Origin of the sequence: Streptomyces sp. NPDC051320, assembly GCF_040682175.1 — a bacterium.
Classification (GTDB): Bacteria; Actinomycetota; Actinomycetes; order Streptomycetales; family Streptomycetaceae; genus Streptomyces.
Genome location: NZ_JBFBAL010000012.1, coordinates 163,135 through 188,255 on the forward strand (window position 1 = coordinate 163,135; position 25,121 = coordinate 188,255).

The following is a 25,121-nucleotide window of genomic DNA, read 5'->3' on the forward strand; positions in this document are numbered from 1 at the left end:
AGCTGACACCCGCTCAGTGCACGTACGCAATCAGTGCGGCCAAATGTTCGGGGGGCCCAGCGGGGATTTGACCCTTCCGGATACGCTGGTCGGATGACGCGAGCCGAGCAGCCAACGGTCGTGAGCCCCACCTCCGACGAACTAGCCGCAGACTCACGCGAGCGCGCCGTCCGAGCCCTGTTGCGCATCCCTCCGCTCCGGCGGTTGTGGAGCGCGCAGCTCGTCGGCTCCATCGGCGATTCCCTCGCCCTTCTCGTGCTTCTGCTGTTGTCGTTGCAGGCGGCGGTCTCGCAGGAATCCTTCGGAGGCGGGTACCGGGGTGCCGCCTTCGCTGTAGCCGCCGTTTTCGGCGCGCGGGCCCTTGCCACCCTCCTCTTCGGTGCTGTACTGCTCGGCCCGGTGGCCGCGCTGATCGCGCCGAACGGGCCTCTGGACCGCCGCTGGACCATGATCGGTGCGGACGGCCTGCGGGTCGCGCTGCTGATCATCGCGCCGCTGTGGATCAACTGGACCCCGGCCAAGGCGCCCGCGCTGCTCCTGGTCACCGTCTTCGTGGCCGGTGTCGCCGAGCGGTTCTGGACGGTCGCCAAGGAGAGCGCGGCGCCCGCCCTGTTGCCGCCCCCGCCTGCCGAGGGCAGTGCGGTACGCCCGCTGCCCGACCACCTCGAAGCGTTGCGCAGGCTCTCGCTGCGCACCACCTTCGTGGCCATCCCGGCCGCGGCCGCTGCCCTGCTCATCGCCACGCTGATCAGCAATCTGCTGGGCTCCGGTATCGACTGGTTCTCGCTGCACCAGGCGGGTCTCGGCTCGTACGTCGCGGCCGGGCTGTTCGCCGCGTCCGTCTCCACGCTGTACTTCCTGGAACTGCCCGACGGCGTGACGCCCCGCGCCCGCTCTCCGCTGGAGGGCCTGCGCCGTCCCGCCGCTGGTGACGGACCCGACAAGGGACGTACCGGCGCCATCCCCCTGCTGGTGCTGGCCGCGGCCTCGGTGGCCGGAGCCGTCGCTGCCGTCGCTGCCGTCGCTGTGCTGCACACGAAGGACCTCGACGGCGGCCCGGCCGCGTTCGCGCTGCTGATTCTCGTACTGACCGGGGGCACCGTCCTCGGGATCCGTACCGCCGCCCAGACCCTGCCCGGCCTTTCCCGGCGCCGGCTGCTGGCGCTGGCGATCGCCCTGACGGGCGTGGCACTGCTGGTGATGGGTCTGGTCCCGGACACCGCGACGGTGCTGTTGATCGCAGTGCTGGCCGGCTGGTCGGCCGGTGTCGCCGCCAACCTCGCGCACACCCTGATCGATCAGGAGACCGAGGACGCCCGGCGTGCGCGCACCACGGACCATCTGCACGCTGTGGTCCGTGTCGCGGTGGCGCTCGGCTCCATCGCGGCCCCGCTGGTCGCGGCCGCCATCGGACCGCACCACCTCGCCAACGGCAGCTTCGTCTTCGCACATGGCGGTGCCGCCTTCACCCTGATGCTGGTCGGCGCGCTGCTGCTGCCGGTCGCCGCACTGATCCTCACCAAGGCGGACGACCGTTCGGGCGTACCGCTGCGCCGTGATCTGCGCGATGCGCTGCGCGGCGGCGCCGACCCGCTGCAGTCCCCGTCCACCACCGGTTTCTTCCTCGCCGTCGAAGGCGGCGACGGAGCCGGCAAGTCCACCCAGGTCGAGGCGCTCGCCGAATGGATCCGGGCCAAGGGCCACGAGGTCGTCGTCACCCGCGAGCCGGGTGCCACGCCGGTCGGCAAGCGACTGCGTTCGATTCTGCTCGATGTCTCGTCGGCCGGGCTCTCCAACCGTGCGGAGGCGCTGCTGTACGCCGCCGACCGTGCGGAGCACGTCGACTCGGTGGTCCGTCCCGCCCTGGAACGCGGCGCGATCGTCCTCTCCGACCGGTACATCGACTCCTCGGTGGCCTACCAGGGAGCCGGTCGTGATCTGTCGCCGACCGAAATCGCCCGTATCAATCGCTGGGCCACGGGCGGACTCGTACCGCATCTGACGGTGCTGCTCGACGTGTCGCCGGAGGCCGCCCGCGAGCGCTTCACGGAGGCACCGGACCGGCTGGAGTCCGAGCCCGCCGAATTCCACCAGCGCGTACGGAGCGGTTTCCTGACGCTGGCGGCGGCCGACCCCGGGCGTTACCTCGTGGTGGACGCGGCGCAGCAGCCGGAGGCCATCACCACGGTCGTGCGCCACCGCCTCGACCAGCTGCTGCCGCTCTCCGAGGCCGAGATCAGGGCCAGGGAAGAGGCACGGAAGGCCGCCGAGGAGGAGGCCCGGAGGAAGGCCGAGGAAGAAGCGGCCCGCAAGGCGGAGGAAGAGCGCCAGGAGAAGGCCCGCCAGGCCCAGCTCGCGAAGCTGCGCGCCGAGGAGGAGGAGCGCAAGCGCCTCGAGATCGAGGAGGCGCGGCGCCGCGAGGAGGAGCGCCAGGCGGAGGAAGCACGCCGGCAGGCCGAGGAGGCCAGGCGCCTCGCCGAGGAGGAACGGGCCCGCCGCGCGGCCGAGGAAGAGGCGCGCGAACAGGAGCAGGAACGACTGCGCCGGCAGAAGGCGGAGGAGGACCGGCTGCGCGCCGAGGCGGAGGAACGCCGCCGGGAGAAGCAGCGCAAGGCGGAAGCGGCGCTGCTGCGGGCGGAGGAGGCCCGGCGGGCCGCCGAGGCGGAGGCGGCCGCAGCGGCTGCCGCAGCGGCGGAGAGCGCACGGGCCGAGGCGGCGGAGGAAGCCCCCGAGTACCCGGACAACGAGTCGACGGTGCAGACGCCGATCGTCGGGGCGAACGAAGCGCAGCAGACGCCGGTCGACGTCGACGGTGCGAACGAGGTGACGCAGCCGGTGCCCGCGGTCCGGCCGCCGTCGCCGCGACCCGGTGCGGGCGGCGGCGACGCCGACGAGACCAAGGCCATCCCGAAGGTGGGCGACGCCGACGAGACCAAGGCCATCCCGAAGGTGAGCGACGCCGACGACACCAAGGTCATCCCGAAGGTGAGCGACCAGGAGGAGACGGCGGTACTGCCGCCGGTACGGGACGCCGCCCCCGAGGACCGGGTGCCACCGGGCTACTTCCGCGAGGAAACCGGCCCGCACTCCTCGCCCGAGAACGCGAACGAGCGCACCCGAGAGCTCCCGCAGGTCGACCCCGGCCGTCCGCGCAGGCGTCCGGACTGGGCGGAGGAGACCCCGCTCGACGACCTGCCCTCGCTGGCGGACGAGCTGCTGGGCTCGGACCGTGACGAGGACGAGGACCGTCGCGGAGGAGGCCGGCGCCGCCGCTGATCTCCGCGGCGGCAGCCGGCCGGCCCGTCGGTGGTGCCGGGATTGTCGGACCCCTGCGCCACAATGGGAACCGCACAGCGCCCGCACACCACCACAGCGTCCGCTGACCACCACAGCCGTCCGCACACCATGCGAAAGGGGGCGAGCAGATGACCGTATGGGACGACCTCGTCGGTCAGGACCGTGTCCAGGCGCAGCTCGCCGCCGCCGCCCGGGACGCCGACGCGCTGGTCACCGCCGATGCCGCGCACGCCTCCACCGACGGCATGTCGAAGTCGACGATGACGCACGCCTGGCTGTTCACCGGCCCGCCGGGCTCGGGTCGCTCCACCGCGGCCCGTGCCTTCGCCGCAGCCCTGCAGTGCGTCAGCCCGGACCGCGCGCTGGGGGGCGTGGCGGGCTGCGGATTCTGCGAGGGCTGCCACACCGCCCTGGTCGGTACGCATGCCGACGTCGAGGTCGTCCGGACGGAGGGGCTCTCCCTCGGCGTGAAGGAGACCCGGGAGCTCGTCCGGCGCGCCCAGCTCTCCCCGGCGGTCGGCCGCTGGCAGATCATCGTCATGGAAGATGCCGACCGGCTCACCGAAGGTGCGGGAAACGTCCTGCTGAAGGCAGTGGAGGAGCCGGCGCCCCGCACGGTGTGGCTGCTCTGCGCGCCTTCCCTCGAGGACGTACTGCCCACCATCCGCTCCCGCTGCCGCAGCCTCACCCTGCGCACGCCGCCCGTCGACGCCGTCGCCGACCTGCTGGTCAGGCGCGACGGCATTGATCCCGGGGCTGCGATGTCGGCGGCCCGGGCCACCCAGGGCCACATCGGCCGCGCCCGTCGTCTGGCCACCGACGAGCGCGCGCGCGCCCGGCGCGCCGCTGTGCTGAAAATGCCGCTGCGGATCGACGACATCGGTGGCTGCCTCAAGTCGGCGCAGGACCTGGTCGACGCGGCGACCGCGGACGCCAAAGAGGTGGCGGAGGGCTCCGACACCAAGGAGACCGAGGACCTCAAGGCGGCGCTCGGCGCTTCGGCGGGAGGCCGGATGCCGCGGGGCACAGCCGGCGCGATGAAGGAGCTGGCCGATCGTCAGAAGCGCCGTTCGACCCGTACCCAGCGCGACAGCCTGGATCTCGCGCTGACCGACCTGACCGGCTTCTACCGCGATGTGCTGGCCCTCCAACTGCGGTCCAGGGTGGCCATAGCCAACGAGGACGTACGGGACACGCTCGACCGGGTGGCCCTGAATTCCAGTCCGGAGCGGACCCTGCGCCGTATCGAGGCGATCAGTGCCTGCCGTGAGGCGCTGGACCGCAATGTGGCTCCGCTGCTCGCGGTCGAGGCCATGGCAGTGTCGCTGCGGGCGGGCTGACCTCGGTCGTCGGCCCGGTCCGAGTCACTCGTACGAGCGCTGAGGAAGACCTTCCCTCCGGGCCCGACTACGCTCCGAGGATGGACATCAGGCGTCTGCTCTCCACCTCCACCCTCGCGTTGGCCCTGGGCGGCCTGCTCGTTTCGGGCTGCTCGTCGGGCAAGTCGGCGTCCAGCGCCTCCGCGTCCGCCACCCAGGCGCAGGCCCCGAACGCCGCGCCGTCCCCGGATCTGGCCTCGTACTACGGCCAGAAGCTGAAGTGGCACGCCTGCGGCGCCACCGGCTTCGAGTGCTCCACGATGAAGGTGCCGCTCGACTACAAGAAGTCCACGGACGGCGACATCAAGCTCGCTGTCTCCCGCAAGAAGGCCACCGGCCCCGGCAAACGGATCGGTTCGCTCCTGGTCAACCCCGGCGGCCCAGGCGGCTCCGCGATCCAGTACCTCCAGGGGTACGCGGCGATCGGCTACCCGGCATCGGTCCGCGCGCGCTACGACATGGTGGCCGTCGACCCGCGCGGCGTCGCCCACAGCGACCCCGTCGAGTGCCTGACGGGCAAACAGATGGACGCCTACACCCAGGTCGACGAGACGCCGGACGACAACAGCGAGACCAAGAAGCTCACCACCGCCTTCAGGAACTTCGCCCAGGGCTGCGAGAATCACTCCGCCAAGATTCTCCCGCATGTCTCCACGGTCGAGGCGGCCCGTGACATGGACGTCCTGCGCGCGATCCTCGGGGACAAGAAGCTGAACTACGTCGGCGCCTCCTACGGCACCTTCCTCGGCGCTACCTACGCCGGACTCTTCCCGGCGCGGGTGGGTCGCATGGTGCTCGACGGAGCGATGGACCCCTCGTTGTCCTCGCTGGCCATGAACCGTGACCAGACCGCCGGTTTCGAGACCGCCTTCAAGTCCTTCGCCACTGACTGCGTCACCCACCAGGACTGCCCGCTCGGTACGAAATCCGCCGCTGACGCCTCCCATCGCCTGGAGGCCTTCTTCTCCCGGCTCGACGCCCATCCGGTGTCCACCGGCCAGAGCCGGAAGCTGACCGAGTCGCTGGGCACCACCGGGGTGATCTCGGCGATGTACGACGAAGCCTCCTGGCCCGAGCTGCGCACCGCCCTCTCGCACGCCATGGCCGGCAACGGTGCCGGTCTGCTCGCCCTGTCGGACTCGTACTACGAGCGCGAGAGCAACGGCAGCTACGCCAACCTGATGGCCGCCAACGCCGCGGTCAACTGTCTCGACCTCCCCCCGGCCTTCTCCAGCCCCGCCGCCGTCACCGCGGCGCTGCCCTCCTTCGAGAAGGCGTCCCCGGTCTTCGGCGAAGGCTTCGCCTGGGCCTCCCTGAACTGTGCCTACTGGCCCACCCACGCCACCGGCACCGCACACCGCATCGTGGCGAAGGGCGCGGCCCCGATCGTGGTCGTCGGCACCATCCGCGACCCCGCGACCCCGTACAAGTGGGCCAAGTCCCTCGCCGCCCAGCTCGACTCCGGCACCCTCCTCACCTACGACGGCGACGGCCATACGGCGTACGGGCGGGGCAGCGACTGCATCGACACGGCCATCAACACCTACCTGCTCGACGGCACCCCGCCCAAAGACGGCAAGACGTGCTCCTGACCCGCCCTGCACGCCTCTGACCTGCCCGGAAGCCCTCGGAGGAGGGGCGTCAGGAGCACCCTGGAAAACTGTGTAGACTTGGCGTCGCCGTTGACCGCACCATGGTCCGCACGGCATGCCGCCTTAGCTCAGTTGGCCAGAGCAACGCACTCGTAATGCGTAGGTCTCGGGTTCGAATCCCGAAGGCGGCTCAGAAAAACCCCAGGTCACATAGCCCGTGACCTGGGGTTTTCTCTTTTGGTGAGCGTGACATCGCGGTATATCCGTCACTTATGGCCTGTTCGCCTCAATGCGTAGGTCGCAGGTTCGTTTCGCTGTCGTCTGTGAGTTCCGGCAAGGCTCTGACCTGCAGTTTTGGTCAGCTGAGCCCTTCGGTGACCTAGCGGTCACTTACTCCGGTGGACAGCCGGTGGACAAGCGTGCTTGACGCTGCGTCAGGGAAGCCTGCGCCTTCCGTGGGAAGGGGATGGTTTCCGATGCCTGCGGAGGGGCGGTTCGGCCGGAGGGCTCTCTGTGCTGGTCCGACATAGGGAAGAAACCTCTTAGCAGCAGCTGCCTGTCGCTGTTCCACCAGCCTGCTGGTCGCCGTCGGCCGTCATGTCCCTCGCTGTGTGCGGGGAGTGCGGCCACCGCTTGTGCGCTGGGCCAAGTGCTTTGAGGGGGGAAGCGCCCTGTGGTGTGCCGCAGGGTTGCGGCACGTCACTTACGACCCAGCTGAGCGAGCCCGAGCGAGCGGCTGTCGTCCGACGCGGACGCGCCGTTGCCGAGCCCACCTCGAGAGCCTGCTCTCAGACGCTCGACCAAGCTTTGAGGAAGGCTTTCCGCCCTACAGGATCGTCCGACCTGCGGTCGGCGTGCAGGACATGCCAGGCGGTGAGTTCGAGATCGCGGATCCATAGTTCGCCGATGACTTGTGTCTTGAGGTCGGGGAGGTGGTCGGACTCGATGAGGGCTTGGCCGATAACCTCTCCGGCTGCGAGGCGTTGGGGCGGGGTCATCTCGTCGACGGCAGACAGAATCTGTCGGGCCAGGGTGGTTCCTTCGCCGGTCAGTGATTCGAGTACGCCGGCCTTGATAGTGGCGGGCAGTAGGTAGGCAGTGCCTGAAGACCTCCACAGGTCCGACCAGAAGCGTTCTCCTGCCTCGGTGGGGGCGGGGAGCGCGGCCAGCAGTCCGAGGAGATGGCCGATTGCCGCGTAGCCACCGGAGTGGGCTGCTGCAACGACTGCGATGCCTGCGAGGCGCTCCACGTCGAGCTGGCTGGTTCCCGAAGAGGGGCCCAGCTGATGTTCCAGCTGATCGGTCAGATGGGTGGACAGATGGGGGCGAACTTCAGGGAGCATGGGCGATCCTTGCGGGTGGGCGAGCGGAGATGCCGGTCCGGAAGCCTGATCGTTCCCCACGGCCGGTCGGTCTACTCGGCTCCGGCAGGCCGAACCGACGTCGGGGGCGCGGGGGTTCGTCTGGCGGCGTCGGTTCCGCATCGGCGGCGAGTTCTTTCTCCCGGACCTCTTGAGGGCTTTCGCGTTGGCTTTTCTAGCATGAGCGGGATGGTCCCCGCCTCGTTGATCGCGGGCATCGCGCTCATCTGGCTGGCTCGCACGCCGCAGGCGGCCTGGGCCTGCACCGTCTACGCGGTAACTGCCTGGTTGCTGTTCGGGACAAGCGCCATCTACCACCGCGGTACCTGGGGGCCACTGGCAGAGGCTCTCCTGCGACGCCTCGACCACGCCAACATTTTCCTGATCATCGCCGGTACCTGCACCCCCCTGGCCGTGCTGCTTCTGCCGCCCAACGACAGGTCTGTGCTGCTGTGGACCGTCTGGGCGGGCGCGTTGGCCGGCATCGCGTTCCGGGTCCTGTGGGTCGGAGCGCCGCGCTGGCTGTACACCCCGTGCTACCTGGCTCTGGGGTGGGCGCCGGTGTGGTACCTGGCCGACTTCCTGCACACCGGAGGAGCGGCCGTACTCACCCTGATCGTGGTCGGCGGTCTTCTCTACAGCGCGGGCGCAATGGTCTACGCACTCCAGCGCCCCGACCCCTCACCTCGGTGGTTCGGGTTCCATGAGGTGTTCCACGCGCTCACCGTGGCAGCGTTCACCGTGCACTACATCGCCATCCTCTTGGCCGCTTACTGAACAGCCGCCGCTCATGAGGGGCGATCCGCCGTTGTCGTGGACGGCCACCGTGATGTTGTCCGGGCAGGCGGATAGGTGAGCTGGCCCAAAGGGCAGGTGCCGTCGCCGAGCGGGCAGGTGAGACGTCGACGCTCATCGTGTCCACCAGGCCACCCTGGTCTCCGTCGGCCGTGCTGGAATCCTGTCTGAACGGGGCCTGTGTCCTGTCCGGCCGCGCTCCGACCGGATGTGCCCAGCTGCGGGTAACGGCCCTGGTCGGGTGCAAGGGTCTTGGCTGGGATGGCCCATCTGCGCTCCGCCGGTGGCTCAGGCAGAGGGTCTTTCTCGCTAGCGCCTGAAAATCTGTGCTGGCCGAGGTAGACATTGAGGTGCGGGGTGGTTATGGTTTCTCTCGTAAGCAAGAAGGACGGCAGGGCCTGGTAGAGATGAACTACCGGGCAGCAGTACTCAGCAGTTGCAGTGTGCAGGTCGGTGCGGTGGTGGAGTTCCGAAGCCAGGGTTCTTGCAGGATGGCGACGGGGCTGACGACCGGACCGGGTGGCCCGCAGTTTTCAGGGGCTGCCGTGAGCACAACCGCGGGAAGCAAGTGCAGTCCGCAGTACCAGTGGTCCCTCGGTAAATGGCGTCAGGCTGCGGCGCGCGTACCGGGAAGTTCGGCAGTGGGGTTCTAAGCCAGAGCAGATGCAGGACGGGCGACGGGGCTGGCTGCCGGAGTGGCGCTGTGAGAGGCCACCAGGAGTACGGAAGTGGTTTGTCCAGAGGGAAAGAACGGAGGAGTTGAGCGCCATCAGGATCGCCCGGGCGGAAGTGTTGGGCCCGGGTACCGCAGGACATCGTGAGTGAGGTGGTCTCCGGTCAAGCAACCGCGATCCCCGCAACCCCCGGATCTCTTTCCGGCAGGTATGCGGAAACGCAGAGCCGGCGTAGCCGATCAAGGCCGGCTGATGGTGTAGCAGTTCCTTCGGGGCCCGGGTGCCACATGGCACCCGGGCCCCTCCGACGCGTGTTCCACAGGAAGGTACAGATGACAGCAGACGACTCGTTCGGCCGCCTCGACGACGACGACTACCCCGCCTACACCATGGGCCGGGCAGCCGAGATGCTCAACACCACACAAGGGTTCCTCCGCGCCATCGGCGAAGCCCGCCTCATCACCCCACTGCGCTCCGCGGGCGGCCATCGCCGCTACTCCCGTTACCAGCTCCGCATTGCCGCCCGCGCCCGCGAGCTCGTCGACGGCGGTACCCCGATCGAGGCCGCCTGCCGCATCGTCATCCTTGAGGACCAACTCGAGGAAGCCCAGCGCATCAACGCCGAACACCACCGAGACACCAAGCCGCCCGGCATGCCGACCTCGGCCTGAAGCGCCGCGCGCCCGGTGGAAGACCGGCAGGTGTCGGACTCACCTGCCGGAAGTGTGCTCAAGGGTCGTCTCCCTTGCGGTCGTCATGCTCGAAAGGCTGCTCTCGTCTTCGGTGTGGGTGCTCTGTCGTGGCGCTGCTTCTTCGCGCAAGATGTCCATCGGCTGGTTGGGGCGGCGTCTGCAGGCAGCTTCGACCCAGTGAAGAGCTTTGGTCGCGGCGTCAGAGGCAGCTTCCCGGAGGCGTACCGCCCCGTTCGTGCCCTTCGGGCTACCGTGAACTCCAGCCTGTCGCCGCCGGGAAGCGGTCGGCATCCCCGCACTGTGAAGGGTGAGGACCCTTCCGGCAACGCTGTGCTCGGGGCGGGCCGATATCTATGGCCGCGGCGTGAGAGTTCAATGCGCCGCGCTGGGAGTGTTTTTACCGCAGCAAAGAGACTGAAATTTTTCACCGTACGCGGACCATTACGGCATGCTACTGTCGATCTCGGTTGCAGTTGTGGTTCCCAAAACTTCAAGCTTCTGCGTGGGTATTTCCAACCAGTGGAAGCTTCATTGTATTTCCGGTTCTCTCCGGGCGGGGCATCATCGCGGCGACGCGGAATCCGTGCATGACGGATCCCGACGTACCTGCCCCGAAGGAGATATGACATGGCGTCAGGCACTGTGAAGTGGTTCAACGCAGCCAAGGGTTTCGGCTTCATCGAGCAGGACGGTGGCGGCGCTGACGTGTTCGCCCACTTCTCGAACATAGCGGCCCAGGGCTTCCGCGAGCTGCTCGAAGGCCAGAAGGTCACCTTCGACATCGCACCGGGCCAGAAGGGCCCGACGGCCGAGAACATCGTTCCCGCCTGACGCTGACGCGCACTTCGTAGCTGGGGCCCGCATCCTTCGGGGTGTGGGCCCCAGCTCCGGGCATTCTCCCGGAGTGGTGCCACCTGCGGTGAAATCCTCGCCCGCAGAGTTTTCTCGCTGCCCACTCCTTCCGAGTCCCACCTACCGGTGGAACTGGATTCCTCGCCCCTGTGGCGTCGCCCGTTCCATGGCCTGCCTCCCCATCCGGGATCATTCGCAGGCCTTATTTGATTCCCTATTCTGCTCGGCCCGTTCTTGTGATTCCCCGCGCTGTTCTTCCGCTGCGGGAATTCCTTGATACGTGCCGTATCAAGGAAGGTTCTGAATGAACCCCACACGTACGAACAACCGCTCTTCCCGTGCCCGCAGCCGTACCGCCGACTCCGGCCGGGGCGGTAGCCGCTTCAACTCGACCGCCCCGACCCGTTCCGCTGCCCCGGCCCGTTCCGGCGGTTCGGGCCGCTCGGGTGGCCATGGGCGGCGGCCCGCCGCGGTACAGGGCGAGTTCGCCCTGCCGGTCACGGTCACTCCCGCGCTGCCCGCCGTCGAGGCGTTCGCCGACCTCGACATGCCGGCACAGCTGCTGGCGGCGCTGACCGCGCAGGGGGTGAGCGTTCCGTTCCCGATCCAGGGGGCGACCCTGCCCAACACCCTGGCGGGCCGCGACGCCCTGGGGCGAGGGCGCACCGGCTCCGGCAAGACCCTCGCCTTCGGACTGGCCCTGCTGGCCCGCACCGCCGGTCAGCGTGCCGAGCCCCGTCAGCCGCTGGCCCTGGTCCTCGTGCCGACGCGTGAGCTGGCCCAGCAGGTGACCGACGCCCTGGCTCCCTACGCCCGCTCGGTGAGGCTGCGCATGGCCACCGTCGTCGGTGGGATGTCGATCGGGAGGCAGGCCCAGGCGTTGCGCGGTGGTGCCGAGGTCGTCGTGGCGACGCCGGGCCGGCTCAAGGACCTCATCGACCGTGGTGACTGCCGACTTGACCAGGTCGCGATCACCGTGCTGGACGAGGCCGACCAGATGGCCGACATGGGCTTCATGCCCCAGGTCACCGAGCTTCTGGACCAAGTCCGCCCCGAGGGCCAGCGGATGCTGTTCTCCGCCACCCTGGACCGTAACGTCGACCGCTTGGTCCGCCGCTACCTCAGCGACCCGGTCGTCCACTCCGTCGACCCCTCCGCCGGTGCGGTCACCACGATGGAGCACCACGTGCTCCACGTGCACGGCGCGGACAAGAACCGTACGACCACCGAGATCGCTGCGCGCGACGGCCGGGTCATCATGTTCCTGGACACCAAGCGGGCTGTGGACAAGCTCACCGACCACCTGCTGGCCAGCGGTGTGAGGGCCGCGGCGCTGCACGGCGGGAAGGCGCAGTCGCAGCGCACCCGGACCCTCACCCAGTTCAAGACCGGGCACGTCACCGTGCTCGTGGCCACGAACGTCGCCGCGCGCGGCATCCACGTCGACAACCTCGACCTCGTTGTCAACGTCGACCCGCCGACCGACCACAAGGACTACCTCCACCGCGGCGGCCGAACCGCGAGGGCAGGGGAGTCCGGCAGCGTCGTCACGCTGGTCACTCCCAACCAGCGCCGCGACATGACCCGCCTCATGACCGCCGCCGGCATCGTGCCCCAGACCACCCAGATCCGCTCCGGCGAAGAGGCACTCGGCCGCATCACCGGCGCCCAGGCCCCCTCCGGCATTCCTGTGACGATCACCGCGCCGGTAGTCGCGCGGCGTGAGCGCAGCCGCAGCGCATCCTCTCGCGGCCGGCGCAGCCCCGCCTCCGCGGCCCGGCGCGTGACCGCACATCAGTCCTCCTTCGACGCCGCAGCCTGAGAACTCCGTGATCCGGAAACTCACCCACCACTGCAGGAGGCACCTTTTGACGTTCGTCCAGATGCAGCCCCGCACGACGAATGCCACTGCCGTAGGCAGGACGGTCGCCGATGCCATGGACACCGCCGGGCCGCAGGTCTGTGATGACATGACCGTCGAGGTGGCCCTGTCCGTCATGGCCAGTGCCCGCACCGGGCATCTGCTTGTCTGCGACGACAGCGGCCGGTGTACCGGGCTGGTCACCCAAACCCAGCTTGCAGCAGCTCGTGACGGTTCCGCGTACTCGGACAGGGTCCGGCTGCGGGACATCCTCGGGGACCGAGGGCCGTTCACCTCGCCCGTGACCACCATGGCCGAAGCCGGCACATGATGCGCTACAGCGACGTCGATGCCCTGCCCGTGGTCGACGAACACGGCAGCGCCCTGGGCGTCCTCGCCCTCGCCCGCTGAGCCGTCCCATCCGCGGCAGAACCACTCCCTCTTCGTTCCTCTCCCTGTGAGGCATCATGCGCTGTGTCATCGCCCGCTTCCCGTTCGACCTCACCAGGAGCGGCGTCCTGGAATCGATGAAGGGCATCAAGCCCGAGCACGCTCCCGGCGAGTCCGTGATCATCGGCCGACGGACCTACCCCGTCAAACAGGTCGGACAGGTCATCACACGCCAGGACCGCCGCGACTTCAGCGCAGGAGAAGTACTGCGGGCCATGACCCAGCTCGGCTTCACCTGCCGCGACCTGGCCCCGGCCCCCGCACCCACTCGCGTTCTCAATCCTTTGCAGCAGGCATCCGCGATGCTCGGCGCCCCTGTGGCCGCTTGAGCGACGGGCAGGCGTGAGCCGCCGGCAAGCAGTGGTGAGGGGCCGTCCGGAGCATCCGGGCGGCCCCTCACCGTGTGCTGGAGCAGTCCGGCCCGACAGCGTCTCAGTGGTCGGAGTAGCTGAAGTCGCCCATCGTCCAGGCGCTGACGTCCTCGATCGCGACCCGGTACATCCCGCCCGTCTCCGGGATCCCCACCGTGCCCTGCAGAATCCGCGCCACGTGGAAGTGCAGGTGCGTGGGCGGCCCTTCCTCGGGTGCAGCGGTGGTGAACATGGCGGAGAAGTCGCTTAGGCGGGCCGAGTCCGCAAGGACCTCCGACACCCGCTGCCTCCAGACGGCCTCGGGTGCCAGTCGGCCCGTGATGACAGCTCCACCTGCGACCACGGTCAGGGCCATCTGATTGCTGCGCCCGGATTCCACCAGGGCGGCAACGTCAACAAGCAGCGCGTCAGGCTTCGACATAGGGCCGATTATATTCGTCGAACATTGGCAGGCTCTCCCGCGCTGCCGCTGCGAGCAGGACAGCACTGAGGCCCTGTTGCCGGAGGCGCTGAACCGCCTGTCAGCGGCACCGGAGCCAACGCTCCTCCTGCCTGCGGACGCCTGCTCCGAGAAGGAGACGAGTCGGCTCACCTCTGCATCGAGTCGATCCTCGCGCTCGGCGCATGGTCCGTTACGGGCATGAGGCCGGGCACCTTCAGCTTCGAGGTCCTGCGGCCGGTGAGGGAGAGGTGTGCTGTCCTGCCGTCGGGGAAGCTTCGGAGACGTCGGCGCCGTGGTCCGCGTCGCGGCGGGTGGACATGGTGCCGTACCAGTCCAGACACATCACGGTGGCGTCGTCGTCCAGCCGCCCGTCATGGGCGTGGACGACGTACTCGATCAGGACCCGGGCGGCCTCCCGCGGGTGCAGGTCCTGGGTGCTCTCGATGAGGGCCGGCAGATCGAGAGCCGCAGCGCTGCGCTCCAGCATTCCGTCGGTGAGCATGACCAGCCGGTCGCCGGCCTGCAGGTCCAGCTCCTGGACCGTGTAGGTGTGGGGTGCTATGAAGCCGAAGGGCATGTCGACGGCCGGTGTGATCTCCTCGACCTTTCCACCGCGCAGGCGCAGGGGCCAGGGGCGGCCGGCGTTGATGAACTCGGTTCGACCGTCGCGCAGGCTGATCCGCGGACGCGATGGTCTGCTCTCGCCGCGGGTGTCGTGTTCTGGCGATGCGTCGCGAGCCGACCTCAAGGATGCGCAGCCGCTGCGGTGCGTCTGCCGACACCCTGGGCGGGGGCACCAGCGGGTGTCGGCCTTGATCCAAGGGAGGGGGCGGAGCACGGTCGTGACCGACTTTCCGGCCTGGCGGGAGTGGAGCTCATGGGACCGGAAGCGGAGGTGGCGAGGTGCCTAGCCAGCCCTGAGACACCGGTGCGGCGCGGACCACCTCGGGAGCCTTCAGTCGAACCGACCCCGCTGGGCATCCCAAGGGGCTTCTGCTTCCAGGCGGAGTCGGCGCAACGTGCCTTCCGTCTCACGCCTGAAGTGTTCGAAGGACACCAGACGCTGCCACAACGGGTCAGGACGGCAGGGGACGGCGGCTCCTTCGGATGACCATTCTTCGGCGAGCCGACTGTACAGAGGTGTACTCCCGTTCATCGCTTCGTCAGAGGCCTGCTCTCGAGCGTGAGCCGGGCTGCAGGAATGTTTGCCGCGCGCTTGCTCCGGAAGACGAGGGCCCGCTCTGCGCTTGCCCCTGCCGGCCGGTGCGCTGCGGTTCGATTCGGCCCCATGATCATTCGTCACATATGCCAGAACGATTCCTCCACCTCTCCGGATACTGCTGCCGTACTCCGCCGGCCTGCCCTGGCCCGCCCTTCGCGCAACGGCCGCCTCCGCCACAGGGCCTTGGCGGTCACGGAAGCCACCACTCAACCCGCTCCAGCGGCAACCGACTTGGCTTGCTCACACGCCGACCGCCGCATCGAATGGCTGATTGCTCGGCACGTTGCAGGGAAGGAAGAGACCGTCGTAGGAGACCAGGCCACCGTCCGCGGTCGGCCGGGATGAAGGGCTGGGTCGGTGAGCAGTATGTGGATGTACGCGCAGGACAGCGGTCACATGGATGGCCAGTCGCTGGTGGGCTTCACCGTGGAGGCCGCGGACGGGGGCATCGGCCACGTAGACCGTCAGCAGGACCAGCCCGGCATGCAGCACTTGGTCGTCGACACCGGTGTGTGGAAGTTCGGCAGAAGCGTGCTGATCCCGGCCGGTCACCGGTGGACGGCCGGTGGACAGACGCCTTTGGACGGTGCGGTACGGGGTGGCACAGGCCAAGTGGCTGCGCATGCTCTGACCAGTAAGAACGTCATGAGACAGCACAACAAGTCACCACCCGGCATGATCGCTCGCGGTCTCGTAATGCGTAGGTCTCGGGTTCGAATCCCGAAGGCGGCTCTGCCGAAGCCTCAGGACTCACTCGCCGTGACCTGGGGCTTTTGCTTTTTTGATGCGGACCGCGTTCCGGCTCTGCGTTCGGTCAGGCACTCCCTCCCGGGTCTGCTGGTTCAGGCCAGGGGAAGCCGAGTGCCTCGGCGTGCGAGCGGCTGCCTCCCCTGACCTGCGCGTAGGTTTTCGGGTCCTGCTCGGCCAGTTGCCGCAACGCCGCAGCGGCCTGATGCTCGGGAGGTGTGCCGTCGTCGGGAAGACTCCAGATGAACTGCAACCAGGGGCCGTCCTTGTCCCGCTGCCCGGCGGCAAGGCCCGGCCAGTAGGTGAAGGAGACCACGGCCGAGTCCTGATCGTGGAAGTCGGTGCCGATCCAGCCGACCCGGCTGTCCCATCGGGTGAGGAGATCCGGTTGGTCGCGTAGCTCCGCGGTTATCAAGCGGGCGGTATTCCGAGCCGGCCAGGCCCAGGACCGGTCGTTCTCGGCACGCTCGATCTCCGTGTCGTAGTCGGCTGCATCGAAGCGGTACTCGGCGAGGGGCGCCTGGGGTTGCCGCGTCGGCGGGCGACGCCAGTCACGCCACACGACCTGGTCGCCTTCCCTGCAGATGGTCACGTAGAGCGCGCCGCAGCAACCTTCGGTGCAGTAAGCCTCGGCGAGCTGCACCTCACGGGGTTCGGCTGTGGCCCGCAGGCGGCCGCTGTCGAGAAGGTACTCGGGGGAGTTGGCCGGCCCCTTGCCGAATGCTTCGGGTACCAGGGGCCGGCCGTCGATCAGCAGCCGTGCCTCGACCGTGTCCGGGCCTGCCGGGTCTCGGACGGTGGTCTCCACCCGGAACCGGGAGGCCGTCGCGCGGTGGAAGGGCTGCCGTGCCGCGCGACGTATCCAATGGACCCGGCGACTTTCGGCGGGCTCCTCGGGCTCGCTCTCGGCGACGGCTGCCCAGGACCGCGTGCTCAGGACGGCTTCCAGGGTGCGCAGAAGGGCTTCTCGCTGTCTTGGCTGCCAGTCGAGAAGCACGCTGGGGCCACTGTGCAGGTCCAGGGCGACGGACAGCAGAAGGGCGTAGTGGTCCAGCGTCGGGGGCAGTTGGGAGGCGCGTGCGACGAACGCGTCGTAAGTGGTGGTGGCTTGCCGGTAGCTGAGAATCTCGGGCTGGTAGTCGCGCAGCCCCGTCATACGGGAGAGGAGACGCCCGGCCTGGGCCACTACCCGGGCTTCGAACTGCTCCTGGCGGAGAACGTCGGCGAGTTCGACGGCCTCGGCGATTCTGCGGGCGGTTGAAGGTCCGACAGCACCTGAGTCGAAAGGGGTGTTGATCAGCCATCTGCGGGCCTCGTGGTCATCGCGCGCGGCGATCGCGACGATCAGGTGGCGCAGGGCACGGCTCTCGGCGTGGTTGGCCAGCCAGACCAGGGCTGCTGTCGGGCAGTCGAGGGTGGTGAGCGCGCCGACGACGGGACGGGCGAGAACCCTCAGCAGGCCGAGGATCTTGAGGTAAGGCACGTCCTCCGGTTCGCCGAGACGAGCCAGGAGAGCGATGCCGACGTTCACGGTCAGTGTGCTGGTGCCGGTACGTGTCAGACGGCGGCCGAGAGCACGGGCCGCCACTGTCTCTTCCAGGGGCAGATCGGCCATCGCGGCCTGGATATGACGATCCCGAACACCCAGCGTGTGCAGCCTGCGGTGGATCTCATCGGCAGCACGGACCGTGTCCGGACTGGACAGCAGAGGCGCGACAGCATTCCGCACACCTGCTTGGCCCTCGCGCCAACCTAGGGGTGCACGTAGGTGTGGCGGGTCAGGCGAGGGGTAGCCACCGTGAGGCAGTCGACCGTCGGGCTTCGACTGGTACAGGCGCAGCGCGTATGCGTACAGGGAGGGCCAAGGGGCGGGGACTTCACCGCCTGCCTGGGCGCTCATCGGGTGGGGTGAGACTCGATTCCATAGGTCATGCGGCGGATCCTGTCACCACTGGTTGGTCGACGGCCAGGGGTTTTAGTTGGTCAGCAACGGGCCTGACGGACGGTCTCGGGAACAGCCGGCCGAAGAGGTCCGCACCGGCCACCCTGGACGGGCCTTCTGGAGCGCATCCCTCACCTCCAGGGAGGCATGCATGCCCCGCACTCGACTTCTCTCCTCACGGGATGACTCCCCGCCCGGCAGGGCGGCCGGTCCGACTGCGCTGCCCGATGACCGCGCGGCCTCCGCGGAGGGCGTGAACGGGTCGGGCAGGTGCCCGCAAGGGGTTGACGGCGGCGAGGAGCGGTGCAAACAATGACCGACGTCTGACAACGTTGTCGAGTGGGTGTCGACCCCCGGCCCCCGAGGTTGGAGCCACCCGTGCAGGACAGCACACCCCCGCTGAGCCGCCGTCGATTCACCCAATTCGCCGGAATGGCGGCGGCCTTGGTCGCTGTGCCGACGACGCTCGCAACCGCCTCGCCCGCCCGGGCCGAGGAACGGGCGGGCGAGGCGCCCCGGGACATCGTTCCGTCCAGCACCCCGCCGGACCCCGTCGCCGCCGCCTACCACCAGGTCCTGCTGCGCCACACCCGGTGGACCGAAACGCAGTGGGACGCGGCCGCCGGGCACTACAGGGCCACCGACTTCGGCTTCGCCGTCGTGCTCGGGCACGCCCTGCTGCTGACCCGGGGCGGCTACGACGCCGACATCACCGGGATCGACGAGGACACGCTGCGCTCCCGCACCCTGGCCACCATCACCCATTTCGCCGCCTCCAACCGCCTGACCGGCGGTAGCGAGTGGGGCAAGACGCTGTTCTTCGACACCACGTTCCAGCTCTACTTCGTGCTCGCCGCCCGCCTGCTGTGGGACCAGTTGGACGCCGCGACGCGTGCACACGTCGACACCATCGTGCGCGAACAGGCCGCCTACACCACCTCGCTGGGCTCGGGCAACGACCCGCTGTCGGGGAGCTGGACACCAGACGGGCTGCGCGGCAACCACGTCGGCGACACCAAGCTCGAGGAGATGGGCGTCTACGCCCAGTCGCTGGCGCCCGCGCTGGCCTGGGCCGCGGACGACTCACGGTACGCGTCCTGGAGTTCCCGGTACGGGACGTGGAGCCGCAACGAGACCGGTCTGCCGGCCGCGGACCTGGCCAATGCGGCGGTCGTGGACGGCGTCCCGGTCAGCGACAACACCGCGCAGAACCTCTACGACACCTTCATCGTGGAGAACCACGGCTCGTTCGGCCCGCACTACCAGTGCGAGCTGTGGCGCACGTCCGGCCGCAACTCGGTCCATTTCCTGACCGCCGCACGGCCGCTGCCCGAGGTGCTCACCGCCCAGCCGAACGCGGACCGCCTCTGGGCCTCCACGCTGGCGGTGATGAGCGACTCCGGTGAGCCGCTGATGCCGATGGTCAACGACCGCGAGCACCTCTACGGCCGCGACGTCATTCCCGTCGCGTTCCTCGCCCAGGTGCTGGGCGACCCGGCCGCCGCCTACGCCGAGGCCGCCCTTGCCGAGCGCCTGCCGGCCTACCAGGCGTACGCGCCGGCCGACAGGATCACCAAGTTCTCCGGCGAGCCCAAGTACGAGCCCGAGGCGCGTGCCGAACTGGCCATCAGCTACCTGCTGCACGAGTGGCGGGCGGCACAGCGCGAACACGTCACCGCGCTCACCGCGGAGGAGCTCTTCCGCCGAGCCGCCGGTGTCACCGACTTCGGCACCGGGCCGGGACTGGTCGCCCACCAGACACCACGGGCGTGGGCGGGCGCGGTCACCAAGCCGGGCTTCGTAAAGTTCTGCTGGCAACCGGCGCACGACGACTGGCTGTTCTCGCTCAGCGGCAGTACCCCGATGTTTCTGCCTGCTACGTCGGGCAACGTCGCCGGCCGTGCCGTCGCCACGTACACCGAGCTGCGGGACGGTCTCGACGCCAGCGCGGTGCTGCTCACCCTGGACAACGGGTACGCGGGCTTCACGACGCTGCCCGGCGGCGAGGTCGTCTACGCCACGACCGGCACCGCGGTCGGCGAGGGCCGGATCGAAATCTTCAACCTGACCATGCCGGGCGTCGCCGGGCTCGACGGCAGCCGCACCTATACCGCCGCGGAAGGTTCGGCCACCGTCGCGGCCGCCGACAGCGGCAACGCCGGGCACCCGACGGCCGGTCCGCGCACCGACAACCTGACCTTCCCCCGTGGCACTTACCGGTACCTGCGCATGCTGGGCCGGCGCGGCCACCCCAAGTACGGCTACTCGCTCTACGCGTTCGAGGTGCGCGACGGCGCCGCGGGCGCCGACCTGGCCCGGGGCGGCACCGCGTCCGCGTCTTCCGCGGACACCGGGAAGGGCGCGGCGCTGGTCGTGGACGGCGACCCGGCCTCCCGCTGGGCGGTCTCGGTCGGCGAGCGCACCCGCGCCGACAGCTGGTGGGAGGTGGACCTGGCCGCGCCCGTCGCGGTGGACCGGGTCTCGCTGAGCTGGGAGACCGCGGCCGGCGAGGCGTACGCCGTGCAGGGCTCCACCGACGGTTCGTCCTGGACCGATCTGGTCGCTTACCCGCCGGCCGATCTCAGCAGCGCCGGCGGGTGGATCAGTGTGGACGGCCGGGCAGGGTTCGTCGTCCGGGGCAGCACCAACCCCCTGGCCGTGTACGGCGACACGGTGATCCTCTCGGACGGGCCGGCGGCGCCGCTGCTCGTCGAGGGCGTGCCCGACGGCTCCCCGGCGGCGGTTCGCGCCGCGGCGGCGCGCCCGGCGCCCGAGGCCGGCCACGAGGCCGTGCGGGCTTCCACCGCCGGCGGCCACCTGAGCCTGTTCAACCTCTCGGGCGCGGCGGTGGTCACCGAGGTCAGGGTGGAGCAGGACACCCACGTCGTCACCCTGTACGCGGGCGGCCAGACGGTGACGGCGCAGGGCACGGCGTTCCGGGCCGCGCTCGGCCCGGCCGCCGCGGTGGTGGCTCCGGCCCGTGCGGTTCTGCGTGCCCTGGACGGCCGGCTACCGGTGGGGCTGAGCGCCGAGGTCCGCGACGCTGCGACCGTCGTGCTGCGTGGCCCGTCCTGCCGGGTCGAGGTCGCCGCGCCCGGCGGTCGCGCGGTCCGGGTCACACTGCGTTCGGGGCACGCCCGCACGGTCACGCTCCCGGGTAGGGCGCCCTTTCCGCTGGACGACCTGGCGCTGGGGCGGGTCACCTTCCCGACGTCTCCGTTGCCGGCCGGCATGTCGGACCCCGCCGCCGCGGTGGACGGCGACCCGCACACCGCGTGGACGCCGGGGCCGGGCGGCCGGATGGTCGTCGATCTGGGTGCGGCCGTGCCGCTCGGCACGGTCACCGCGCGCTGGACCGGCGGCCGGAAGCCTGCCGCCCGGATCGAGACGAGCACCGACGGGCTGACGTACCAGCACGCCGGGACGCTCTCCGGCCGCAGCACGACCGCTTCGCTGCGGCTGTCCGGGCAGGCCCGGTACGTCGCCCTCGCGGTCGCGGATGGTGCCCCGCACGGTGCGCGGCTGGTGTCCCTGGCCGTGACGGGACCGCGGTGAGTGGAGGCCGGGCGGGTCGGCGGGGGGTCCACCTGGGATTTCTGCGTTTCGTTGACGTGGTGATGCGGGCCGATCGGACGCTGAGGGTCCATGCATCGCAATGCGTAGGTCCGAAGTGGCCGGCGCCCCGGGCAGCGTCGCGGTTTCCGCAGGAGAGCCGCCACCGGCCTCGCCACCGTCCTGCTGCTGAGGGACGGAGGCAGACGGGCCCGTCGGGAGATGTGGCTGACCGAAATCCGCATCGTCCGGGCCAGGGCTCCGGTCGGCTTAGACGCGTCCGCGGGGCCGACGGCGCAGAGGGGACTCCCTCCGAAGAAAAGATCTCGAGGTTCGCGCGATGAGTTCCGAAAGGCACGCCGGTATGTACTGACGGGCCACTTCGGGCCCGACCGAGTGCAGTGACAGGAGAGAACGATGTCCGACAACCGCGCGAGCGATATGGCCGCGATCACCGCCGTCCTCGAGGGCGTCTACAAGGCATGGGATGCCGGCGACGCCGATGCCTTCGTCGCCGACTACACCCAGGACGCCACCGCGATCCTGCCCGGCTCCCACCGCCTCTCCCGCGAGGAGATCCGGCAGAGCATGGCGGCCGGGTTCGCCACCTTCCTGAAGGGCACCACGACGACCAACCGGCAGCTGGGGACCCGGTTCCTGGGCCGTGACGGCGCGATCGTCGTGAGTGAGACCGGCATTCTCTTCCCCGGCGAGTCCGAGGTGCCCGCCGACCGGGTCACGTACGCGACGTGGGTCTTGGAGAAGCGCGACGGCGACTGGCTGGTCGCCGGCTACCACAACAGCCCGGCCAACGCCGCTGGTTGATCCTTGGTCGGTGACCCCGGGTCCGTCCGCCCCTGTCGGGCGGACCCGTGCCGGCGGCGGGCGGATCAGCCGTCGAGCTTCGGCGCCAAGGTGAAGGCGGCGTACACGTCGGCGTCCTGGAAGACCGAGACGCGGCTGATGCCGCCACCCGTGACCGTGAACACCTGCAGGGTGTGCAGCTCGTACACGCCGCCGTCCCCGCGCCGATAGGCGGCGAAGCCGGCCTGCCCGTTGGCCCGCACCGGCAGCAACCGCCAGTCGGTGCCGGCCTTGTCGAACACCCAGCCCATGAACCCCGCGTAGTTCTCCCGGCCGGTGAACCAGTTGACCATGGGCGGCATCTCCATGAGGACGTCCTCGGTCACCACGTGCAGCAGCCCTGGGATGTCCGCCCGGACGAAGGCCGCCATGTACCGGTCCACCCACGACCGCTGTTCTGCGTCGGAAGGTTCAGTGACCTGCTCCTGCGGTACACCCGCGGTCCGGATCCGGGCGCGAGCCCGCTGCAGCGAGCTGTTCACGGACGCGACGGAGGTCTCCAGGATGTCCGCTGCTGCCGCCGCCGGGTAGTCGAGCACGTCGCGCAGGATCAGGACGGCCCGCTCTCTCGGTGACAGCAGTTGCAGCGCTGCGACGAAGGCCAGCCGCAGACTGCCCCGGTCGATCACCGCGGTGGCCGGGTCGCCCGGGCCGAGCAGGCTGTCCGGGAGCGGCTGCAGCCAGGTTGCCTCCCCGCCGTGGACGAGCGGGCGTAGCGGTTCGCTCTCGGTGACCAGGCCCGAGGGCATGGGGCGGCGGGCGAGCCCGTCCAGCGCGGTCAGACACGCATTCGTGGCGATCCGGTACAGCCAGGTCCGCAGCGAAGCGCGCGCCGGGTCGTAACGGTCCCACGCGCGCCATGCCCGCAGATACGTCTCCTGCACGAGTTCCTCGGCGTCGTGGACCGAGCCGAGCATCCGGTAGCAGTGCGCCAGCAGTTCCGGCCGGTGCCGCTGCACCAAGGACTCGAAGTCCCCTGTCGACGTCATCCCCGTGCTGCCGCCCTTCCGGTCTGCTCATCCGCCCCCACGGTAGCCGTCTCACGGCTCCGGTCGCAGCCGTTCTCCTGCCGGGCACGCGAGCTGAGTATCTACGGCCAGGGCTCTCCGGCGAGGCTCTCTCCGGTCACGGTGGCGGTCACGATGCGACGCACCAGGCGTGGCCCCGGCAAGCGCCGTGCGGTGGTCGACGTCGAGGTCCGGGTTGAGCTCGGCGAGCTTTTCGGCGGTGTGAAACAGCCGCGGGGTGTCGCTGGGCCGACTCCCCACGCGTCGCCGCGCCGCGCCCGGGTGATCCGGAGACGCCCGTAGCGCAGGAACCGGGGGAGACGCCCACCACCATGACCGTTCCGGTCCAGCGGGGGTAGACGCAGCGAACGACTTCTGTCCGGGATCCGAGACATTGACAGGTGTCTTGGATCCCAGACACTTCTCTCTCCAGGTGTATCGCCTCCGCCCGCCGACGTGCGGCTTCATGAAGGCATGACTGTTGTTATTGGCATCGGCCCGCTCTCCGCCGAAGAAGTCGTCTCCGTCGCCCGCCACGACGCCCGCGTCGAACTCTCCCCAGAAGCCCGCAAGGAGATCGCGCGCAGCCGCGAAGTGATCGAGGGCCTCGCCGACGACGTGGCGCCCCACTACGGCGTCTCCACCGGCTTCGGCGCCCTCGCCACCCGCCACATCCCGGGCGAACTCCGCACCCAGCTCCAGCGCAGCCTGGTGCGGTCGCACGCGGCCGGCTCCGGTCCGGAGGTGGAACGCGAGGTCGTCCGCGCGCTCGCGCTGCTGCGGCTGTCCACCCTCGCCACCGGCCGTACGGGCGTGCGGACCGAGACCGCCGAGGCCTACGCCGCCCTGCTCAACGCGGGGATCACGCCCGTGGTCCACGAATACGGCTCCCTCGGCTGCTCCGGTGACCTGGCGCCCCTCGCCCACTGCGCACTCGCCGTGATGGGCGAGGGCGAGGTGCGCGATGCCCAGGGCGTACGCAAGCCGTCCGCTGAGGCGCTCGCCGAGGCGGGCCTCACCCCGGTCGTCCTCCAGGAGAAGGAGGGCCTCGCCCTCATCAACGGCACCGACGGCATGCTCGGCATGCTCGTCCTGGCCGCCCACGACCTGCGGCAGCTGCTCCGCACCGCCGACATCACCGCCGCGATGAGCGTCGAGGGCCAGCTCGGCACCGACGCGGTGTTCGCCGCCGACCTGCAGGCGCTGCGCCCCCACCCGGGGCAGGCCGACAGCGCCGCCAACCTGCGTGCACTGCTGGCCGACTCGGACATCGTCGCCAGCCACCGTGGACCGGACTGCACCCTCGTCCAGGACGCGTACTCGCTGCGCTGCTCCCCTCAGGTGCACGGTGCGGCCCGCGACACCCTCGCGCACGCCGAGACGGTAGCCGCCCGCGAGCTCGCCAGCGCGGTCGACAACCCCGTCGTCACCCTCGACGGCCGGGTGGAGTCCAACGGCAACTTCCACGGCGCGCCCGTCGCCTGCGTACTCGACTTCCTCGCCATATCCGTCGCCGACGTGGCCTCCGTCTCCGAGCGCCGCACCGACCGCTTCCTCGACGTGGCCCGCAACCGCGGCCTCAACCCCTTCCTCGCCGATGACCCGGGCGTCGACTCCGGCCACATGATCGCGCAGTACACGCAGGCGGCCATCGTCTCCGAGCTGAAGCGGCTGGCGGCGCCCGCCTCCGTCGACTCCATCCCCTCCAGCGCCATGCAGGAGGACCACGTATCGATGGGCTGGTCCGCCGCACGCAAGCTGCGCCGCGCCATCGACGGGCTCACCCGGGTCCTCGCCGTCGAGCTGTACACGGCCGCCCGCGCCCTCGACCTGCGCGCCCCGCTGACGCCTGCGCCGGGCACCGCCGCCGTGCGCGACGGCCTGCGGGCGACGGTCGAGGGCCCCGGCCCCGACCGCTGGCTCGCTCCCGAGATCGAGGCGACCGTGCGCTATGTCGCCGACGGCGACGCCCTGGCCGCCGCCGAGTCGGCGGTCGGCCGGCTCAGCTGACCCGACCCGCT

The 25,121-nt window shown here is 69.9% G+C and carries 15 protein-coding genes, 1 tRNA gene and 3 pseudogenes; 14 read left to right on the top strand and 5 right to left on the bottom strand.

The features are described 5' to 3' along the window. Positions 1-93: 93 nt before the first annotated feature. The 4 genes from tmk to AB0M87_RS25475 all read left to right on the top strand — a co-directional run bounded on the left by tmk (position 94) and on the right by AB0M87_RS25475 (position 6,459). Positions 94-3,276 carry a dTMP kinase gene (gene tmk, locus AB0M87_RS25460; RefSeq protein WP_365856749.1) on the top strand — a complete coding sequence of 1,061 codons (3,183 nt, stop codon included), beginning with the start codon at positions 94-96 and terminating at the stop codon, positions 3,274-3,276. 149 nt (positions 3,277-3,425) lie between these two features. Beyond that, the gene (locus AB0M87_RS25465) at positions 3,426-4,637 is read left to right on the top strand and encodes a DNA polymerase III subunit delta' (protein WP_365856751.1); all 1,212 of its coding nucleotides are present in this window, start codon (positions 3,426-3,428) and stop codon (positions 4,635-4,637) included. Positions 4,638-4,717: 80 nt separating this feature from the next. Beyond that, positions 4,718-6,268: an alpha/beta hydrolase gene (locus tag AB0M87_RS25470; protein WP_365856753.1), complete on the top strand. Its 1,551-nt coding sequence runs from the start codon at positions 4,718-4,720 to the stop codon at positions 6,266-6,268. Positions 6,269-6,385: 117 nt separating this feature from the next. Next, positions 6,386-6,459 (top strand) — tRNA-Thr (locus AB0M87_RS25475). Positions 6,460-7,056: 597 nt separating this feature from the next. Here AB0M87_RS25475 and AB0M87_RS25480 read toward each other — a convergent pair. Continuing rightward, positions 7,057-7,611 (bottom strand): hypothetical protein, encoded by a 555-nt coding sequence (locus tag AB0M87_RS25480; protein WP_176739353.1) that lies wholly within the window; start codon positions 7,609-7,611, stop codon positions 7,057-7,059. A gap of 198 nt (positions 7,612-7,809) precedes the next feature. Here AB0M87_RS25480 and AB0M87_RS25485 point away from each other — a divergent pair, with 198 nt between their 5' ends. The 6 genes and pseudogenes from AB0M87_RS25485 to AB0M87_RS25510 all read left to right on the top strand — a co-directional run bounded on the left by AB0M87_RS25485 (position 7,810) and on the right by AB0M87_RS25510 (position 13,282). Then, on the top strand, positions 7,810-8,406 hold the full coding sequence (locus AB0M87_RS25485) for a hemolysin III family protein (protein ID WP_365856756.1): 597 nt from the start codon (positions 7,810-7,812) through the stop codon (positions 8,404-8,406). 1,024 nt (positions 8,407-9,430) lie between these two features. After that, a complete protein-coding gene (locus AB0M87_RS25490; RefSeq protein WP_099218797.1) occupies positions 9,431-9,769 on the top strand; it encodes a MerR family transcriptional regulator in 339 nt (112 codons plus the stop codon). A gap of 648 nt (positions 9,770-10,417) precedes the next feature. Next, positions 10,418-10,621 carry a cold-shock protein gene (locus tag AB0M87_RS25495; protein WP_076967088.1) on the top strand — a complete coding sequence of 68 codons (204 nt, stop codon included), beginning with the start codon at positions 10,418-10,420 and terminating at the stop codon, positions 10,619-10,621. A 325-nt stretch (positions 10,622-10,946) separates the two neighbouring features. Next, positions 10,947-12,464: a DEAD/DEAH box helicase gene (locus tag AB0M87_RS25500; protein ID WP_365856759.1), complete on the top strand. Its 1,518-nt coding sequence runs from the start codon at positions 10,947-10,949 to the stop codon at positions 12,462-12,464. Between the two features lie 46 nt (positions 12,465-12,510). Further along, positions 12,511-12,914 (top strand): annotated as a pseudogene (locus AB0M87_RS25505) (CBS domain-containing protein). A 56-nt stretch (positions 12,915-12,970) separates the two neighbouring features. Then, on the top strand, positions 12,971-13,282 hold the full coding sequence (locus AB0M87_RS25510) for an SCO5918 family protein (RefSeq protein WP_069752083.1): 312 nt from the start codon (positions 12,971-12,973) through the stop codon (positions 13,280-13,282). 103 nt (positions 13,283-13,385) lie between these two features. On the opposite strand, the gene AB0M87_RS25515 is transcribed toward AB0M87_RS25510, so the two are convergent. Then, entirely contained in the window at positions 13,386-13,745 is a 360-nt protein-coding gene (locus AB0M87_RS25515; RefSeq protein ID WP_365856761.1) for a hypothetical protein, read from the bottom strand. Positions 13,746-13,980: 235 nt separating this feature from the next. Then, positions 13,981-14,448 (bottom strand): annotated as a pseudogene (locus AB0M87_RS25520) (PP2C family protein-serine/threonine phosphatase); the annotation flags it as partial. Positions 14,449-15,345: 897 nt separating this feature from the next. Here AB0M87_RS25520 and AB0M87_RS25525 point away from each other — a divergent pair. Then, positions 15,346-15,531 (top strand): annotated as a pseudogene (locus tag AB0M87_RS25525) (PRC-barrel domain containing protein); the annotation flags it as partial. Positions 15,532-15,802: 271 nt separating this feature from the next. On the opposite strand, the gene AB0M87_RS25530 reads toward AB0M87_RS25525, so the two are convergent. Next, complete coding sequence (locus tag AB0M87_RS25530; protein ID WP_365856763.1) at positions 15,803-17,350, bottom strand: hypothetical protein; 1,548 nt, start codon at positions 17,348-17,350, stop codon at positions 15,803-15,805. Between the two features lie 705 nt (positions 17,351-18,055). Here AB0M87_RS25530 and AB0M87_RS25535 point away from each other — a divergent pair. Next, a complete protein-coding gene (locus AB0M87_RS25535; RefSeq protein ID WP_365856765.1) occupies positions 18,056-21,232 on the top strand; it encodes a discoidin domain-containing protein in 3,177 nt (1,058 codons plus the stop codon). 414 nt (positions 21,233-21,646) lie between these two features. After that, positions 21,647-22,054: an SgcJ/EcaC family oxidoreductase gene (locus AB0M87_RS25540; protein ID WP_365856767.1), complete on the top strand. Its 408-nt coding sequence runs from the start codon at positions 21,647-21,649 to the stop codon at positions 22,052-22,054. Between the two features lie 65 nt (positions 22,055-22,119). On the opposite strand, the gene AB0M87_RS25545 is transcribed toward AB0M87_RS25540, so the two are convergent. Next, entirely contained in the window at positions 22,120-23,082 is a 963-nt protein-coding gene (locus AB0M87_RS25545) for a sigma-70 family RNA polymerase sigma factor (protein WP_365856769.1), read from the bottom strand. 492 nt (positions 23,083-23,574) lie between these two features. Here AB0M87_RS25545 and hutH point away from each other — a divergent pair, with 492 nt between their 5' ends. Further along, positions 23,575-25,110: a histidine ammonia-lyase gene (gene hutH, locus AB0M87_RS25550; RefSeq protein ID WP_365856771.1), complete on the top strand. Its 1,536-nt coding sequence runs from the start codon at positions 23,575-23,577 to the stop codon at positions 25,108-25,110. The last annotated feature ends 11 nt before the right edge of the window (positions 25,111-25,121 follow it).

Coding starts and splice junctions, on each gene's coding strand:
- tmk (WP_365856749.1), top strand. CDS start 94: ATGACGCGAGCCGAGCAGCCAACGGTCGTGAGCCCCACCTCCGACGAA.
- AB0M87_RS25465 (WP_365856751.1), top strand. CDS start 3,426: ATGACCGTATGGGACGACCTCGTCGGTCAGGACCGTGTCCAGGCGCAG.
- AB0M87_RS25470 (WP_365856753.1), top strand. CDS start 4,718: ATGGACATCAGGCGTCTGCTCTCCACCTCCACCCTCGCGTTGGCCCTG.
- AB0M87_RS25480 (WP_176739353.1), bottom strand. CDS start 7,611: ATGCTCCCTGAAGTTCGCCCCCATCTGTCCACCCATCTGACCGATCAG.
- AB0M87_RS25485 (WP_365856756.1), top strand. CDS start 7,810: ATGAGCGGGATGGTCCCCGCCTCGTTGATCGCGGGCATCGCGCTCATC.
- AB0M87_RS25490 (WP_099218797.1), top strand. CDS start 9,431: ATGACAGCAGACGACTCGTTCGGCCGCCTCGACGACGACGACTACCCC.
- AB0M87_RS25495 (WP_076967088.1), top strand. CDS start 10,418: ATGGCGTCAGGCACTGTGAAGTGGTTCAACGCAGCCAAGGGTTTCGGC.
- AB0M87_RS25500 (WP_365856759.1), top strand. CDS start 10,947: ATGAACCCCACACGTACGAACAACCGCTCTTCCCGTGCCCGCAGCCGT.
- AB0M87_RS25510 (WP_069752083.1), top strand. CDS start 12,971: ATGCGCTGTGTCATCGCCCGCTTCCCGTTCGACCTCACCAGGAGCGGC.
- AB0M87_RS25515 (WP_365856761.1), bottom strand. CDS start 13,745: ATGTCGAAGCCTGACGCGCTGCTTGTTGACGTTGCCGCCCTGGTGGAA.
- AB0M87_RS25530 (WP_365856763.1), bottom strand. CDS start 17,350: ATGGCCGATCTGCCCCTGGAAGAGACAGTGGCGGCCCGTGCTCTCGGC.
- AB0M87_RS25540 (WP_365856767.1), top strand. CDS start 21,647: ATGTCCGACAACCGCGCGAGCGATATGGCCGCGATCACCGCCGTCCTC.
- AB0M87_RS25545 (WP_365856769.1), bottom strand. CDS start 23,082: ATGACGTCGACAGGGGACTTCGAGTCCTTGGTGCAGCGGCACCGGCCG.
- hutH (WP_365856771.1), top strand. CDS start 23,575: ATGACTGTTGTTATTGGCATCGGCCCGCTCTCCGCCGAAGAAGTCGTC.